We start from the raw sequence: 15,435 nt of genomic DNA, 5'->3' as shown, positions 1-15,435 counted from the left end.
GGGTGCGTCGCGACATCGCCGAGCAGTTCGAGCTGGACCCGGCCCTGACCCACCTCAACCACGGAGCGTTCGGGGCCGTGCCCCGAGCGGTGCGCGTGGCCCAGGACCGGGCGCGCGCCCGCATCGAGGGGGCGCCGATGCGGGCCTTCCGCGACGAGCTGCCCGTGGCGCTGGCCGAGGCGCGGTCCCGAGCGGCCTCTTTCATCGGGGTGTCTCCCGACTCGACGGCGCTGGTGCGCAACGTCACCGAGGCCGTCGGAGTCGTCCTGCAGGGCCTGGAGATCGGGCCCGGTGACGACGTCGTCGTCAGCAACCACGGCTACCTGACGGCAGGGTTCTCCGTCGAGGCGCGCGGAGCGACGCTGCGTACGGCGGCGTTCCCCCTCGACGTGCATCCGGACGAGGTCGTCGCTTCCTTCACCGCGGCGATGACCGACACCACCCGGCTCGTCATCATCGACCAGATCACCTCCCCGACGGCCCTCGAGCTGCCCGTCGCGGAGGTCGCAGCCGCCGTCGCACCCGTGCCCGTGCTCGTCGACGCGGCCCATGTGCCCGGGGCTCTTCCCGGCCTCGACGTCGAGGCGCTCGGAGTCGCATTCTGGGCCGGCAACCTGCACAAGTGGGCCTACACGCCGCGCGCCGCCGCGACCCTGTGGGTGGCGCCGGAGCACCGGGACCGGCTGCGGCCGCTCGTCACGTCGTGGAGCCACGGACTGCCCTTTCCCGAGCGCTTCGACCTGCAGGGGACCGTCGACCACTCGGCGTGGGTCGCCGTTCCGGACGGTCTCGCCGCCTGGCGCGACCTCGGCGGCTGGGACCAGGTCGAGCGCAACGCCGTGCTGCTCCTCAAGGGCGCCGAGCACGTGCGGACGGCACTGGGCACACCCGACCCGCTCGGCGGCACACCCTCGGCCCCGTGCCTGCGGCTCGTGGCGCTGCCGGACGGCGTCGGCGAGACGCCAGAGGCGGCCGAGGCCCTGTGGCAGCGCCTGCACGCGGCCGGGTTCGTGGTGCCGCCCGTGTCGTTCGGCGGCCGCGGCTACGTCCGGCTCGCTGCGGCGCCGTACAACGACGAGGACGACTACGCGCGACTGGCCGTGGCCCTGACCTCCCTGCTCGCCACCTGACCACCTCGATGCGGCCGATGCCGGTCGCATGTGGAAAGATCGACCGACCGCTGGAACGCTGCCCACGAGGAGGCCCCGCGCCATGACCGACGCCCAGACCACCCCGTTCCACCGGGTCCTTCTCAAGCTCTCCGGTGAGGTCTTCGGTGGCGGCCGCATCGGACTCGACCCCGCCGTGGTCGCCGGCATCGCCAAGCAGATCGCCGACGCGGTGCACGGTGGCGTCGAGGTCGCCGTGGTCATCGGAGGTGGCAACTTCTTCCGCGGCGCCGAGCTCCAGCAGCGCGGGATGGACCGCACGCGCGCCGACTACATGGGCATGCTCGGCACCGTCATGAACTGTCTCGCCCTGCAGGACTTCCTCGAGAAGGAGGGCGTCGAGACACGCGTGCAGTCCGCGATCGCGATGCAGCAGGTCGCCGAGCCCTACATCCCGCGCCGCGCGATCCGTCACCTCGAGAAGGGGCGCGTCGTCATCTTCGGTGCCGGCGCCGGTATGCCGTTCTTCTCCACCGACACGGTCAGCGCCCAGCGCGCCCTCGAGATCAAGTGCGACGCCGTGCTCATCGCCAAGAACGGCGTCGACGGCGTGTACGACTCCGACCCGCGCACCAACCCCGACGCCAAGAAGCTCGACACGGTCACGTTCAACGACGCGATCGTGGAGGGGCTCAAGGTCGTCGACGCGGCGGCGTTCAGCCTCTGCATGGAGAACAAGCTGCCCATGGTCGTCTTCGGCATGGAGGGCGCCGGAAACATCACGCGCGCGCTGCTCGGTGAGAAGATCGGCACGCTGGTCACCAACGCCTGACCGCGCGCAGCCACGAACTCGCATCACCCCGCACCACCCCACGACCGAGGGACGAGGAAGTCAGAGAGCCATGATCGAAGAGACGATGTTCGAGGCCGAGGAGAAGATGGACAAGGCCGTCGAGGTCCTCAAGGAGGACTTCGCGGGCATCCGCACCGGCCGCGCCAACCCCGGTCTGTTCAACAAGCTGACCGTCGAGTACTACGGCGCCCCGACCCCGCTGCAGCAGCTGGCCTCGTTCCAGAACCCGGAGCCCCGCACGATCCTCGTCATCCCGTTCGACAAGTCGGCGATGCACGAGATCGAGAAGGCGATCCGCGACTCCGACCTCGGCGTCAACCCGAGCAGTGACGGCCACCAGATCCGGTGCGTCATGCCGGAGCTGACCGAGGAGCGCCGGCGCGAGTACATCAAGCTCGCCCACGGCAAGGCGGAGGACGCGCGCGTCTCGGTGCGCAACATCCGCCGCAAGGCCAAGACCGACATCGACAAGCTCGTCAAGGACGGCGAGGTCGGCGAGGACGACGGCACGCGTGCCGAGAAGGAGCTCGACGGCCTGACGAAGAAGCACACCGACCTCGTCGACGGCCTCGTCAAGGCCAAGGAGTCCGAGCTGCTCGAGGTCTGACCTCGATGCTCGACCCGATGATGACGACTGACCCGCCGTCGGACGCCGGGCATCCCCCTCCCGGCGGTCACCCCGACGAGGGGGCGCCCGGTCCGCTCGACCCCGTGCCGTACGACCCGACCCTCGACGACCTCGCCGGCCTGCCGGCCGAGGAGGTCATCGAGGCGAAGCAGAGCCGGGCCGGTCGCAACCTTCCGGCAGCCATCGGTGTGGGCCTCGGGCTCGGTGTCGTCATCGTCGCGACCCTGCTGCTGCGCAAGGAGTCGTTCCTGCCGGTCGTCACCGTCGCCGTGGGCATCGGTCTCTGGGAGCTGCGCGCCGCCCTGCGGCAGGCAGGCGTCGAGGCCCCGCTGGTGCCGCCGCTCGTCGGCACGGCGGCGATGATCTGGGCCGCCTACGTGTACGGCCCGCAGGGTCTCGTGCTCACCTGGGCCATCACCTGCCTCGCCGTCGTCCTCTGGCGCGGCACCGGCCGTCTCGACGGCGCGGGGCGTGACGTGCTCGGCGGCGTCTTCATCTCGACCTACCCGACCTTCCTGGTCGGCTTCGCCGCGCTCCTGCTCGCTCCCGAGGACGGCGTCGGGCGGATGTTCGTCTTCATCATCACGACCGTGTGCAGCGACGTCGGCGGGTATGCCGCGGGCGTCCTCTTCGGCAAGCACCCCATGGCGCCCACCATCAGTCCCAAGAAGTCTTGGGAGGGCTTTGCCGGCTCGGTGCTGCTGTGCATCGTCGGTGGGTCGCTGACCGTGCACTTCTTCCTCGGTCACGCCTGGTGGATCGGCATCGCCCTCGGCATCGGGGTGGCGATCGCTGCCACGGTCGGCGACCTCATGGAGTCCCTCATCAAGCGCGACCTCGGCATCAAGGACATGTCCAACATCCTCCCCGGCCACGGCGGCATCATGGACCGTCTCGACTCGCTCGTGGTCGTCGCCCCCATCGTCTGGGCCGTGCTGACGCTCCTCGCCTCGAGACCGGTCTGACCTGCCGCGCGAGTCTCGCCGGGGCCGGGTTGGCGCGGTGTGCTGGGAGTCGGCCCACGGCATTCGGGGTCGTTTTGACTGCACCTGAGACAATGGACCCGCCATGACTGAGACTCCTGCCCCCGCGTCCGCCCCAGCGCCCGTCGCCCTGCCCGAGCCGACGACCACCCGTCCCGAGCCGGGGCAGCTGACCTTCACGGCGCCTCGCCGCGGAAAGCCGCCCAGGCACCTCGCGGACTTCACGCCGGCGGAGCGCAAGGAGGCCGTCGAGTCCCTGGGCCACAAGGGCTTCCGCGCGAAGCAGCTGTCGACGCACTACTTCGAGCGGCTCGAGGACGACCCCGAGCAGATGACCGACCTGCCCAAGGCTGTGCGGTCCGAGCTCGTCGCAGACCTGCTCCCGACGCTGCTCACACCCATCGTGCAGCGCGTCGCCGACGACGGGCAGACGATGAAGTACGCGTGGCGCCTGCACGACGGCGCCATCGTGGAGTCGGTGCTGATGCGCTACCCCAACCGCGTCACGATCTGCATCTCGAGCCAGGCCGGGTGTGGCATGAACTGCCCGTTCTGCGCGACGGGCCAGGCCGGGCTCACCCGCAACATGTCGGCGGGCGAGATCGTCGAGCAGGTCGTCTGGGCCGCACGGGCGCTGCGTCGCGGCGAGCTCGCCGGCGGGGGAGACGATGACCGCGAGGCGCCCCTGCGCGTCAGCAACGTCGTCTTCATGGGCATGGGCGAGGCGCTCGCCAACTACAAGGCGTCGATCGGGGCCATCCGCCGCCTCACCGACCCCGCCCCCGACGGGCTCGGCATGTCGGCGCGCGGCATCACCATGTCGACGGTGGGTCTCGTGCCGGGCATCGACAAGCTCACCGCCGAGGGCATCCCGGTGACGCTGGCCCTGTCGCTCCACGCTCCCGACGACGAGCTGCGCAACGAGCTCGTGCCGATCAACACGCGCTGGTCGGTCGACGAGGCGCTCGATGCCGCCCACCGCTACTACGAGGTGACGGGCCGGCGGGTCTCCATCGAGTACGCCCTGATCCGCGACATCAACGACCAGGGCTGGCGCGCGGACCTGCTCGGCGACAAGCTGAACCGCCGAGGTCGTGGCTGGGTCCACGTCAACCCGATCCCGCTCAACCCGACGCCCGGCTCGAAGTGGACGGCCTCGCGCCCGGGCGTGGAGCAGAACTTCGTCGAGCGGCTGCGCGCCCACGGCATCCCGACGACGGTCCGCGACACGCGTGGGCAGGACATCGACGGCGCCTGCGGCCAGCTCGCCGCCTCCACCGCCTGACGCTCCACGGCTCGTCACTCCAAGCCCCTCAATCCACCGTCGACATGCCGCTGGGCGGTGCCGGACGTGACCCCGGAGAGGTCACGTTGCGCGCCGAAACCCGGTGGAGGACACACGAGGCACGCTGACAGGATTGCTCCGTGGTCGCCAATGAGACGCCGAGCTGTCTGATCGTGACGGGGATGCCGGGGGCCGGCAAGTCGACCGTGACCAGGCTGGTGGCCGAGCGGCTGTCGCGGTCCGCTCGGCTCGACGGCGACGAGATGAGCAGGCTCGTCGTGAGCGGGCACGTATGGGCCCTCGGCGAGCCTGCCGACGAGGCGAGTCGGCAGGTCGAGCTGTGCAACCGCAACCTGTGCACGCTGGCGAACAACTTCGCCGACGCCGGTTTCACGCCCGTCATCGACAGGGTGATTCCCTCACGCGCACAGCTCGACTTCTTCGTCTCCCTCCTCCGAGGTCGTGAGGTCCTGTTCGTCGTCCTCGCACCGGGCATCGAGGCCTGCCGGCACCGCAACACGACCAGAGACCCGCTCGAGCGGTTCGACTTCGACGGCTACGAAGCCCTGGAGGCCGACATGAGGCGCGAGCTCGGCGACGTCGGATGGTGGTTCGACACCGCAGCGCTGACCGCGAGCGAGACAGCCGGTCGCATCGTCGTCGAAGCCTCCCTCCGAGCTCGGGTGAGCAGACGGTCGCCCGGCTCAGGCGGGCTCAGCGCGGTAGGTGCGGCGGTAGGCGACGGGTGAAAGGCCGACAGCGGCCGAGAGCTGTTGTCGCAGCGAGGCCGTGGTGCCGAAGCCGGCCTGGGCCGCGACCCGGTCGACGGGCAGGTCGGTCGTCTCGAGCAGGTGCCGGGCGCGGTCGACGCGCGCCCGCACGAGCCACGTCCCGGCCGTCTCACCGGTCTCCTCGCGGAACCGCCGGGTGAAGGTGCGCACGCTCATCCCCGCGTGCCGCGCGAGGTCGGCGAGGCTGATCGGCTCGTCGAGCCGCTCGAGCACCCAGGCGCGCGTCGGCCCGGTGCCGGTCTCGGACTCGTCAGGCACCGGACGGTCGATGAACTGTGCCTGGCCGCCGGCCCGCCACGGCGCGACGACGGCTCCGCGCGCGACGCGGTTCGCAGCCTCCGTGCCGAGGTCCGAGCGCAGCACGTGCAGGAGCAGGTCGATGCCGGCGGCGTTGCCGGCCGACGTGAGCACGTCGCCGTGGTCGACGTAGAGCACGTCCGGGTTGAGGTGCACCTGCGGGAAGTGGCGTTCGAACGCCTCGACGTGGCACCAGTGCGTCGTCGCCTCACGGCCGTCGAGCAGCCCGAGCCCGGCCAGCACGAAGGCGCCCGTGCAGATCGAGAGCCACCGCACGTCCGGGTTGGCCGTGGCCGCCAGACGGCACAGCTCGTCGGGGAGCACACCGGTCTCGACGATGGGTCCGTTGATCCCGGGCACGACGATCGTGTCGGCCTCGGCGAGCACCGACCTCGAGTGGGTCGGGAGGGCCGCATACCCGGCCGACGTCGTCACGGGGCCGTCGTCGAGGGTCACCATGCGCACGTCGTACGGAGGTGCAGCTCCCGTCGGCGGCCCGGGCCAGCCCGGGTCGAGGGCGCCGGCCCGCAGGAACCGGTGGGGGAGCCCCAGCTCGAACGCGATGACGGTGTCGAGCGCGAGCACGACGACGACGTGGGGCCGGCCGGCGGTCAGTGCCATGGCCAGATTCTTGCACATGATGTCCGCCGGGCCACTCGTCGCCCGCCGCCCGTATGCCGCACAGTTGGCTCGTGACCCTCACCGACCGCTCCGCCGACGCGCCCTCGACGACCCGCCACCTGCACCCCGCCTGGTGGGTCGCCGTCGTCACCTTCCTCACGATCATCGGCGCCGCCGGCTTCCGCTCGACACCGGGTGTGCTCATGACGCCGCTCCACGAGGAGTTCGGGTGGCCCATGGGCGTCATCGGAGGGGCCGTCTCGGTCAACCTCGTGCTCTTCGGCCTCGCCGCCCCCTTCTCGGCAGCCACCATGGAGCGGCTCGGCATCCAGCGCGTCATCGCCGTCGCGCTGCTGCTGGTCAGTGTCGGCTCCCTCCTGCCGATCTGGATGACGTCTTCGTGGCAGCTCGTCCTCTGCTGGGGAGTCGTCGTCGGGCTCGGCACGGGGGCCATGTCGATGGGACTCGTGGCCACCGTCGCCGGACGCTGGTTCGTCGCCCGTCGCGGACTCGTCACCGGCGTGCTGACCGCGGCCGGCGCGACGGGACAGCTGGTCTTCCTGCCCGGCCTCGCCTGGCTCGCTGAGCACCACGGATGGCGCTCCGCAGCGGTCGCGACCGCAGCCGTGTCCCTCACCGTCGTCCCGCTCGTGCTGTGGAAGCTGCACGACCACCCCAGCGTCCTCGGCCTGACGGCCTACGGAGCTGCCCAGGGCACTCCGGTCGGGCGGCCGTCCCGGCCGACCGGGCACCCGGTCCAGCTGGCCCTGACGACCCTGCGCGACGCCGCCCGCACCAAGGTCTTCTGGCTCCTCGTCGGGAGCTTCGCCGTCTGTGGCATGTCGACCAACGGGCTCGTCGGCACCCACTTCATCCCGGCCGCGCATGACCACGGGATGCCGACGACGACCGCCGCCGGCCTGCTCGCCCTCGTGGGGGTCTTCGACATCGTCGGCACGGTCTTCTCCGGGTGGCTCACCGACCGTGTGGACTCCCGCATCCTGCTCGCGGCCTACTACACGCTCCGCGGCGGCTCCCTCTTCCTGCTGCCCTCGCTCTTCAGCGACCACATGCACGTCAACATGCTCGCCTTCATCCTGTTCTACGGGCTCGACTGGGTCGCGACCGTGCCACCGACGATCGCCCTGTGCCGCAGCGCGTTCGGCGAGCGCGCGCCGATCGTCTTCGGGTGGGTCTTCGCCTCGCACCAGCTCGGCGCCGCCGTGGCGGCGCTGGGAGCAGGGCTCGTGCGCGACCAGCTCGGCACCTACGACCTCGCCTGGTACGTCGCAGGCGCGCTGTGTCTCGCGGCCACCGCGATGTGCGTCTCGATCCGGACCGCTCGGCTGCCGGATGCGTCACCTGGGCGCACGGACTCTGGTGTCAGGGAGGGCGCGACGGCAGAGTGAACGCATGAGCGATGGTGCTGCGACGGCATACCGACGGATCTACGACGCGAGCCTGCGCGACCCCGAGGGTTACTGGCGCGACGCGGCGGCGGCCATCGACTGGGTGACACCCCCGACGAGGATCCTCGACGACTCGAGGCCGCCGTTCTACCGCTGGTACCCGGACGCCGAGCTCAACGTGTGCTTCAACGCCCTCGACCGGCACGTCGCCGCCGGCCGCGGCGACCAGGCCGCGATCCACTACGACTCGCCGGTGACCGGCAGCAAGGCGACCCTGACGTATGCAGTCCTGCTCGAGCGGGTGCGCGCGGTGGCCGGTGGCCTGCGCGGGCTCGGTGTCGCAAAGGGGGACCGCGTCGTCATCTACATGCCGATGGTGCCGGAGGCCGTCATCGCGATGCTCGCATGCGCGCGCATCGGCGCGGTCCACTCGGTCGTCTTCGGCGGCTTCGCCCCTCAGGAGCTCGCCGCGCGCATCGACGATGCAGCACCGAAGGTGGTGCTCTCGGCGTCATGCGGTGTCGAGCCCAGCCGCGTTGTGCCGTACAAGCCGTTCCTCGACGAGGCGATCGCCCGCTCCTCGCACCGACCCGAGCGCTGCGTCATCCTCCAGCGCGACCAGCTTCGAGCCGACCTCGGTGAGCGCGACCTCGACTGGGGCGAGTTCGAGACGAGCGACGCCGCGCGCGAGGGCAGCGAATGCGTCACCGTCGCGTCCACCGACCCGCTCTACATCCTCTACACGTCGGGCACGACGGGTAAGCCCAAGGGCATCTACCGCGACAGCGGTGGGTATGCCGTCGCGTTGCGCTGGTCGATGGCGAACCTCTACGACGTGGCACCGGGCGAGACGATGTTCACCGCGAGCGACGTCGGCTGGGTCGTCGGGCACTCGTACATCGTCTATGCGCCGCTGCTGACGGGCGCGACGACGGTGCTCTACGAGGGCAAGCCGGTGGGCACGCCCGACGCCGGGGCGTTCTGGCGGGTCATCGCGGAGTACGGCGCGGTCTGCCTGTTCACCGCGCCGACGGCATTCCGGGCGATCAAGAAGGACGACTCGACCGCGTCGAAGGTTGCCGAGCACGACCTGTCGCGCTTCCGCGCGCTCTTCCTTGCCGGCGAGCGCCTGGACCCCGACACCTACGAGTGGGCGACCGCGGCGCTCGGCAAGCCGGTGATCGACAACTGGTGGCAGACCGAGACCGGGTGGCCGATCGCGTGCAACCCCAAGGGGATCGAGCTGCTGGCCATCAAGCCGGGTTCGCCGACCGTGCCGGTCCCCGGCTACGACGTCCGGGTGCTCGACCCCAGTGGGCAGCCGGTCGAGCCCGGTGTCGAGGGCGCCATCTGCATCCAGCTGCCGATGCCTCCCGGCACGCTCCCGACCCTGTGGGGCGACGACGACCGGTACGTCAGCTCCTATCTCGAGGCGCACCCCGGGTACTACCTGACCGGCGACGGTGGCTACTTCGACGAGGAGGGCTACCTCTTCGTCATGGGCCGCACCGACGACGTCCTCAACGTCGCGGGGCACCGTCTGTCGACCGGGTCCCTCGAGGCTGCGCTCGCGGGCCATGAAGCCGTCGCCGAGTGCGCAGTCATCGGGGTGCACGACGACCTGAAGGGCCAGGTGCCCCGCGCGCTCGTCGTGCTCAAGTCCGGGATCGACGCCGAGTCGGACGGCGAGCGGATCGCGCGCGAGCTCGTGGCCCGCGTCCGGTCGGAGGTCGGTGCGGTTGCGGCGCTCCAGCGGGTCGACATCGTGGCCGGGCTGCCCAGGACGCGGTCCGGCAAGATCCTGCGCAAGACGATGCGCGAGATGGCCGACGGCAGGACGCCGGCCGTGCCGGCGACGATCGAGGACACCTCGGTGCTCGACGCCCTCGCCCCGGTCCTGCGCAGCCCCTGACCCGCAACACACCGGGAGGCCCGCAACGCACCGGCGTCCGACCCCGGTGGGTTGCAGGCTGCTCGGTGTGTTGCGGGGTCGCGTCCGGTGGGCGTCAGGTGCGGTCGGATGGCGGAGACAGCAGGGGCAGGACCTCGTCGACGGAGTCGACGAGATGGATGGCCCCGGCCATCGGACGACCGGCAGCGATCGTCGTGAGGGCGGGCCAGACCGGGACGCGCTCGGTCCAGTGGCGACGGCCGACGAGGACGAGGGGCGACAGTCGCGCACCCTCCGGCGCGTAGTAGAGCGGCGTCACGGCCTGGAAGATCTCCTGGACCGTGCCTGCCGCGCCGTTGAGGACGACGATGCCCGCGTTGGACCGGGCGAGCAGTCCCTCCTCCCGGATCGCGTTGGAGAAGTACTTCGCGATGGCGTCGCAGAACACGTTGGACGGCTCGTGGCCGTAGAACCATGTGGGGATGCCGAGCGAGCGCGCCGACGGGCCCAGCGTCTCGGGGGACGCCGACGGCTCGTCACCGACGACGACGCGACGTGCGGCAAGGCCTGTCGCGGCCCACGCCGTGACGTCGGGACGAAAGCTCGGCACCGCCGCCAAGCGCGCCACGGCCTCGTCGAGGGCGTCGGCGCTGCGACACAGGGCGCCGAGGTTCGCCGCCTCCATGGCGCCGGGCCCGCCACCGGTGGCGACGAGGTGACCCTCATCGGCGAGAACGTGACCGAGCCGGGCGGCGTCGGCATACGACTCCGAGCCCCGTTGCAGCCCATGGCCGCCCATGACGCCCACGACCGAGCGGCCCTCGACGAACTCGTCGAGCTCGTCCGTGACCGAGTCGTCGTGGATGGCGCGCACGAGCGTGCAGTACGCGTCGGTGCGCAGCCTGGCGTCGACGAACCAGGAGTACGTGCGAGCGTCGGGCGTCGACGCGTACCCGTGCTCGATCCCGGCGTAGAGGTCGGACGGAAGGTAGAGGCCACGCCACGGGTCGACCGGGGCATCCGCGACGCCGGGGAAGAGGATGGCTCCGCCGCGCAACAACACCTCGGCCACCGGCACCGGCACCGTGCCGCCGAGGACGACCAGGCCGGTGAGGTCGCCCCGGGCCGCAAGGCGCTCGCCGTAGTCCCTGAGGTCGAGGTCCTGCAGCCGCAGCCCGCGCAGGGGCGCGTCCGACGCGAGGTGGTCGTCGAACTCGGGCAGCGTCTCGATCTCCATGCGCCCCATCCTGCCTCGCCGTCATCGCCCGTGATCGAGGATCGGACCCCGGTGACGCTGCTGGTCGACGCGCTGACAGGATCGGCGACATGGTCGGGGTGCTCGAGGGATTCGCGACGATCGCGGTCATCGTCGCGGTCGGGTGGCTCCTCGCGCACCGGCGCATCCTCGACGACTCGGCGCAGGTCAACCTCTCCCGTCTGGCGTTCTACGTCGCGTCGCCGGCCCTGCTGCTCACCGTCATGCAGCGCACCTCACTCGACGCCGTGCTCTCGGCGAACCTCGTCACCTCTCTCCTCAGCTTCGCCGTGATCGTCGGCGTCTACCTACTTGTGGCCCGATTCCGTTGGGCGGGAGGAACGCTCGGGTCACGTCTCGTCGGGAGCCTCTCGGCGGCATACGTCAACGCGGGCAACCTCGGCATCCCCATCGCGCTCTACGTGCTCGGTGACGTCGCATGGGTGGCGCCGACCCTGCTCATGCAGCTGCTCATCATCACGCCGCTCTCCATGGCGCTCTTCGACAGGGACGCTCGCGGCGAGCCGCCGGGGCTCGGTCGGAGCCTGCGGCGGATGTTCAGCAACCCGATCACCCTCGGGGCAGTCGCAGGTCTGCTCATCGCCGTCTTCGACATCGACCTGCCGCGTGTCGTCGCGGGGCCCGTCGACCTGCTCGGTGCGATGGCCGTGCCGTCCATGCTCGTCGCGTTCGGCATCTCCCTGCGCCGTGGGCCGCGGCCCGCGGCCGGCCGGTCCGCCGACCACGTGTGGTCCATCGTGGCGCTGAAGATCCTGCTCATGCCGGCTGTCGCGCTGGGCATCGGCCTCGCGCTGGGGCTGCGCGGCGAGGCACTGTTCGCCGTGGTCGTCACAGCTGCGCTGCCGACGGCCCAGAACATCTTCACGTATGCCGTCCACTACCGCCGCGAGGTCAACCTCGCTCGCGACGTCATCTTCGTGAGCACCTTCGCGTCCGTGCCCGTGATCCTCGCCATTGCCGCCCTCTTCCACTGGGTCACGGGCGTCTGAGCCCCGGTCTCAGCCCCGGTCTCAGCCCCAGTTGGCTGACTGGGTGAGACAGAACGGGTGACCGCTCGGGTCGAGCAGCACACGCCACGTATCGCCGGGCTGCTCGTCGGGCAGCGTCGCGCCGGCCGCGACGCACTCGTCGGTCGCCGCGTCGAGGTCGTCGACCGCGAGGTCGAGGTGGAACTGCTTCGTGCCGCGCTCGTTCGGCCAGGCCGGTGGCTCGTGGTCCTCGACCGTCCCGAGACCGAGCGCGACACCTCCGGGGCCGGAGAGCATGGCGTACTCGTCCTGCACGTGGGCAAGGTCCCAGCCGAGCACGGTCGACCAGAAGGCGGCGTCACGTCGCGCGTCGGAGCTGTCGAGGGTGAGCATCTTGAGGGCAGCGATGGCCATGGAGGCGCCTTTCGTCGGTGGTGTGGGTCCACCCTCGCAGGCGAGCGGCACGTCGTCTTGGACGAAACCGACAGCCTGCCGACGTGCGCCGCGGCGGACGCGGCGCCCGTTTCCGAAGGCGCCGCCGGGGCGGAAGCCGTCGGAACCGAACGCCGCGTCCGGTGCGGTCGTGCGGGGTCAGAAGCCGCCGAAGTCGCCGCCCCCGAAGTCGCCCCCGAAGTCGCCGCCGCCGAAGTCTCCGAAGTCCGATCCGCCGGCGTCCCCGCCGGCGTCCCCGCCGGCATCGCCGCCCGCGTCGCCTCCGGCATCGCCGCCCGCGTCGCCTCCGTCGCCGGCCTCCTGGGCCTCGGGGGAGGACTCGTAGCCGCCGAGCATCATGTCGGCGAGGGCCGACCCGACGACGACGCCGGCGATGGTTCCGAGCATCGAGCCGGCGATCATGCCGCCCATGCCCATGCCGCCGGGGCGTCCGCCGCCGAACGCGCCCTGGAGGTAGCCGGGCCGGCTCATCTCGGCCCTCGTCGCGCTCCGGGCGAGGTCGGCCGGCTGGTCGCTGCGTGGGCGCTCACCCTCCGGAAGGTCCTCGTCGAGGCGCTGCAGCACCATCTGGCGCTGCTCCGGCGTCAGCTTGGCAAACGCCTCCGTGTGCACCTTCTCGATGTCCTCCGGGTCCGCCGTGCGCAGGAGGTACTTGTAGCGCGCGATGGCCCGCTCGTCCTCGCTCGAGGCGCCACCCCGGGGCGGCGGCACCGCATAGGGCTGGCCCGTCGGTGTCTGGCTGGGGCGCTGCTGTGGCTCGCGCCCGAGCAGCTTGTCGAGGAATCCCATGTCGTTCTCCTTGCGTCGGCGTCGCACTGTCGGATACCTACCCAACGAACGGCCCGTTCGGGCGTTCCACCGAGGGCCCGACCACGCACGAAGCCACCCGCGCACGGGGCTTCGTGCTCCCTCCGTGGTCCGGCGGCGCAGGTCATAGGTGGTTCTCGGCCTCCGTCAGCACCGAGCGGAGGCGCGACTCGATGTCGTCGAACTGCTCCGGGCCCGTGATCAGCGGCGGGGCGAGCTGGATGACGGGGTCGCCCCGGTCGTCGGCACGGCAGTAGAGGCCGGCGTCGAAGAGAGCCTTGGAGAGGAAGCCGCGCAACAGCCGCTCGGACTCGGCGTCGTTGAACGTCTCGCGGGTGGCCTTGTCCTTGACGAGCTCGATGCCGTAGAAGTAGCCGGCGCCACGGACGTCACCGACGAGCGGCAGGTCGAGCAGCTTGTCGAGCGTGGCCTTGAAGACCGGCGCGTTCTGCTTGACGCGGTCGTTGAGGCCTTCCCGCTCGAAGATGTCGAGGTTGGCCATGGCGACCGCGGCCGACACCGGGTGGCCGCCGAACGTGTAGCCGTGCGGGAAGTACGTCGTGCCGTGCTTGAACGGCTCGAACAGCCGGTCGCTCGCGATCATCGCGCCGATGGGGGAGTAGCCGCTCGTCATGCCCTTGGCGCACGTGATCATGTCGGGCACGTAGTCGAAGTCGTCACACGCGAACATCGAGCCGATGCGACCGAACGAGCAGATGACCTCGTCGGACACGAGCAGGACGTCGTACTCGTCGCAGATCTCGCGGACCCGCTCGAAGTAGCCGGCAGGCGGCGGGAAGCAGCCGCCGGAGTTCTGCACGGGCTCGAGGAAGACAGCGGCGACCGTGTCTGGGCCCTCGAACTCGATGGCCTCCGCGATGCGGTCGGCGGCCCAACGGCCGAAGGCCTTCTCGTCGTCGCGCAGGTGCTCGGGGGCGCGGTACATGTTGGTGTTCGGGACCTTGTGCGCGCCCGGCACGAGCGGCTCGAACATCTCCTTGGCAGCCGGGATGCCGGTGATCGACAGGGCCCCCTGGGGAGTGCCGTGGTAGGCGACCGCACGCGAGATGACCTTGTGCTTCGTCGGCTTGCCGGTCAGCTTGAAGTACTGCTTGGCGAGCTTCCAGGCCGTCTCGACGGCCTCGCCGCCGCCCGTCGTGAAGAAGACGCGGTTGAGGTCGCCGGGAGCTTGGCTGGCCAGGCGCTCGGCGAGCTCGATCGCCCGGGGGTGGGCGTAGGACCACAGCGGGAAGAACGCGAGCTCCTTGGCCTGCTTGGCCGCTGCCTCGGCGAGCTCCTCGCGGCCGTGGCCCACCTGCACGACGAAGAGGCCGGCGAGGCCGTCGATGTATTCGTTGCCTCGGTCGTCCCAGATCTTCCAGCCCTCGCCCCTGGTGATGATGGGGACCGAGTGGCCGAGTCCGCCGCCCTCCTTCTCCTCGAACACCGAGTGGCGCGTGAAGTGCATCCACAGGTGGTCGCGAGCGGCTTCCGAGTGAAGGGCTCCGGTCGGGGTCCGGGTGTCAGACGTGGGTTCCCAGACCTGGTTCGGGTTGATGCTCATCGTGTACCCCAGTTGTAGAGCTGTTTGTTGAGTTTCAGGTAGACGAACGTCTCAGTGGCCGTGACACCCGGGAGGGGGCGGATGCGGGTCGTGAGCAGATCGAGCAGGTGGGTGTCGTTCTCGCAGACCACCTCGGCCAGCACGTCGAAGCTGCCGGCCGTGGTGACGACGTACGAGACCTCGTCCATCTCGCTGAGCGCGTCGGCGACGGGCGTCATGTCACCGGACACCCGCAGCCCCACCATCGCCTGGCGCTGGAACCCCACCTGCAGCGGGTCCGTCACGGCGACGATCTGCATGACGTCGGCGTCGAGCAGGCGTTGCACCCGCTGGCGCACCGCGGCCTCGGAGAGCCCCACCTGCTGCGCGATCGAGGCGTACGACTTGCGACCGTCGTGCTGGAGCAGCTCGATGATCGTCTTGCTCACGTCGTCGAGGTTGACCGAGGGCTTCTTGGCACCGTCGCCCCCGGTGTTGGCTACGCCTCGGATGGTCGTCAT

15 protein-coding genes are annotated in these 15,435 nt (G+C 70.7%); 9 read left to right on the top strand and 6 right to left on the bottom strand.

What is annotated here, in order from left to right:
• The first annotated feature begins 2 nt into the window (after window positions 1-2).
• From H9I49_RS09230 to H9I49_RS09205, 6 genes are all read left to right on the top strand, one after another.
• On the top strand, window positions 3-1,130 hold the full coding sequence (locus H9I49_RS09230) for an aminotransferase class V-fold PLP-dependent enzyme (protein WP_188030054.1): 1,128 nt from the start codon (window positions 3-5) through the stop codon (window positions 1,128-1,130).
• An 82-nt stretch (window positions 1,131-1,212) separates the two neighbouring features.
• Window positions 1,213-1,941, top strand: a complete 729-nt coding sequence (gene pyrH, locus H9I49_RS09225) for a UMP kinase (protein ID WP_188030053.1) — start codon at window positions 1,213-1,215, stop codon at window positions 1,939-1,941.
• 70 nt (window positions 1,942-2,011) lie between these two features.
• A complete protein-coding gene (gene frr, locus H9I49_RS09220; RefSeq protein WP_188030052.1) occupies window positions 2,012-2,569 on the top strand; it encodes a ribosome recycling factor in 558 nt (185 codons plus the stop codon).
• A 17-nt stretch (window positions 2,570-2,586) separates the two neighbouring features.
• On the top strand, window positions 2,587-3,555 hold the full coding sequence (locus tag H9I49_RS09215; RefSeq protein ID WP_188030051.1) for a phosphatidate cytidylyltransferase: 969 nt from the start codon (window positions 2,587-2,589) through the stop codon (window positions 3,553-3,555).
• A 103-nt stretch (window positions 3,556-3,658) separates the two neighbouring features.
• Window positions 3,659-4,858 carry a 23S rRNA (adenine(2503)-C(2))-methyltransferase RlmN gene (rlmN, locus tag H9I49_RS09210; RefSeq protein WP_188030050.1) on the top strand — a complete coding sequence of 400 codons (1,200 nt, stop codon included), beginning with the start codon at window positions 3,659-3,661 and terminating at the stop codon, window positions 4,856-4,858.
• 140 nt (window positions 4,859-4,998) lie between these two features.
• Window positions 4,999-5,607 (top strand): AAA family ATPase, encoded by a 609-nt coding sequence (locus H9I49_RS09205; protein ID WP_188030049.1) that lies wholly within the window; start codon window positions 4,999-5,001, stop codon window positions 5,605-5,607.
• On the opposite strand, the gene H9I49_RS09200 is transcribed toward H9I49_RS09205, so the two are convergent.
• Window positions 5,563-6,567: a GlxA family transcriptional regulator gene (locus tag H9I49_RS09200; protein WP_223128472.1), complete on the bottom strand. Its 1,005-nt coding sequence runs from the start codon at window positions 6,565-6,567 to the stop codon at window positions 5,563-5,565. The two genes, H9I49_RS09205 and H9I49_RS09200, sit on opposite strands and share 45 nt — an antisense overlap.
• A gap of 71 nt (window positions 6,568-6,638) precedes the next feature.
• Between H9I49_RS09200 and H9I49_RS09195 the strand changes: the two genes are divergently transcribed.
• Together H9I49_RS09195 and H9I49_RS09190 are read left to right on the top strand one after the other, a co-directional pair.
• Window positions 6,639-7,976: an MFS transporter gene (locus tag H9I49_RS09195; protein ID WP_370587500.1), complete on the top strand. Its 1,338-nt coding sequence runs from the start codon at window positions 6,639-6,641 to the stop codon at window positions 7,974-7,976.
• A gap of 4 nt (window positions 7,977-7,980) precedes the next feature.
• Window positions 7,981-9,888 (top strand): propionyl-CoA synthetase, encoded by a 1,908-nt coding sequence (locus H9I49_RS09190; RefSeq protein WP_188030046.1) that lies wholly within the window; start codon window positions 7,981-7,983, stop codon window positions 9,886-9,888.
• A gap of 94 nt (window positions 9,889-9,982) precedes the next feature.
• On the opposite strand, the gene H9I49_RS09185 is transcribed toward H9I49_RS09190, so the two are convergent.
• On the bottom strand, window positions 9,983-11,104 hold the full coding sequence (locus tag H9I49_RS09185; RefSeq protein WP_188030045.1) for an LOG family protein: 1,122 nt from the start codon (window positions 11,102-11,104) through the stop codon (window positions 9,983-9,985).
• A gap of 89 nt (window positions 11,105-11,193) precedes the next feature.
• Between H9I49_RS09185 and H9I49_RS09180 the strand changes: the two genes are divergently transcribed.
• Entirely contained in the window at window positions 11,194-12,132 is a 939-nt protein-coding gene (locus H9I49_RS09180; RefSeq protein ID WP_188030044.1) for an AEC family transporter, read from the top strand.
• Window positions 12,133-12,153: 21 nt separating this feature from the next.
• On the opposite strand, the gene H9I49_RS09175 is transcribed toward H9I49_RS09180, so the two are convergent.
• The 4 genes from H9I49_RS09175 to H9I49_RS09160 form a co-directional block, all read right to left on the bottom strand.
• Window positions 12,154-12,525, bottom strand: a complete 372-nt coding sequence (locus H9I49_RS09175; protein ID WP_188030043.1) for a VOC family protein — start codon at window positions 12,523-12,525, stop codon at window positions 12,154-12,156.
• 177 nt (window positions 12,526-12,702) lie between these two features.
• Window positions 12,703-13,353 carry a hypothetical protein gene (locus H9I49_RS09170; RefSeq protein WP_188030042.1) on the bottom strand — a complete coding sequence of 217 codons (651 nt, stop codon included), beginning with the start codon at window positions 13,351-13,353 and terminating at the stop codon, window positions 12,703-12,705.
• A 142-nt stretch (window positions 13,354-13,495) separates the two neighbouring features.
• Window positions 13,496-14,935, bottom strand: a complete 1,440-nt coding sequence (locus tag H9I49_RS09165; RefSeq protein ID WP_188030041.1) for an aspartate aminotransferase family protein — start codon at window positions 14,933-14,935, stop codon at window positions 13,496-13,498.
• Entirely contained in the window at window positions 14,932-15,435 is a 504-nt protein-coding gene (locus H9I49_RS09160; RefSeq protein WP_188030040.1) for an Lrp/AsnC family transcriptional regulator, read from the bottom strand. Before H9I49_RS09160 ends, H9I49_RS09165 begins: the two co-directional genes overlap by 4 nt.

Origin of the sequence: Terrabacter sp. MAHUQ-38 (assembly GCF_014518425.1) — a bacterium.
GTDB lineage: Bacteria > Actinomycetota > Actinomycetes > Actinomycetales > Dermatophilaceae > Terrabacter.
The sequence above is the reverse complement of the archived record's forward strand: the minus strand, read 5'-3'. Positions and strand labels throughout refer to the sequence as shown.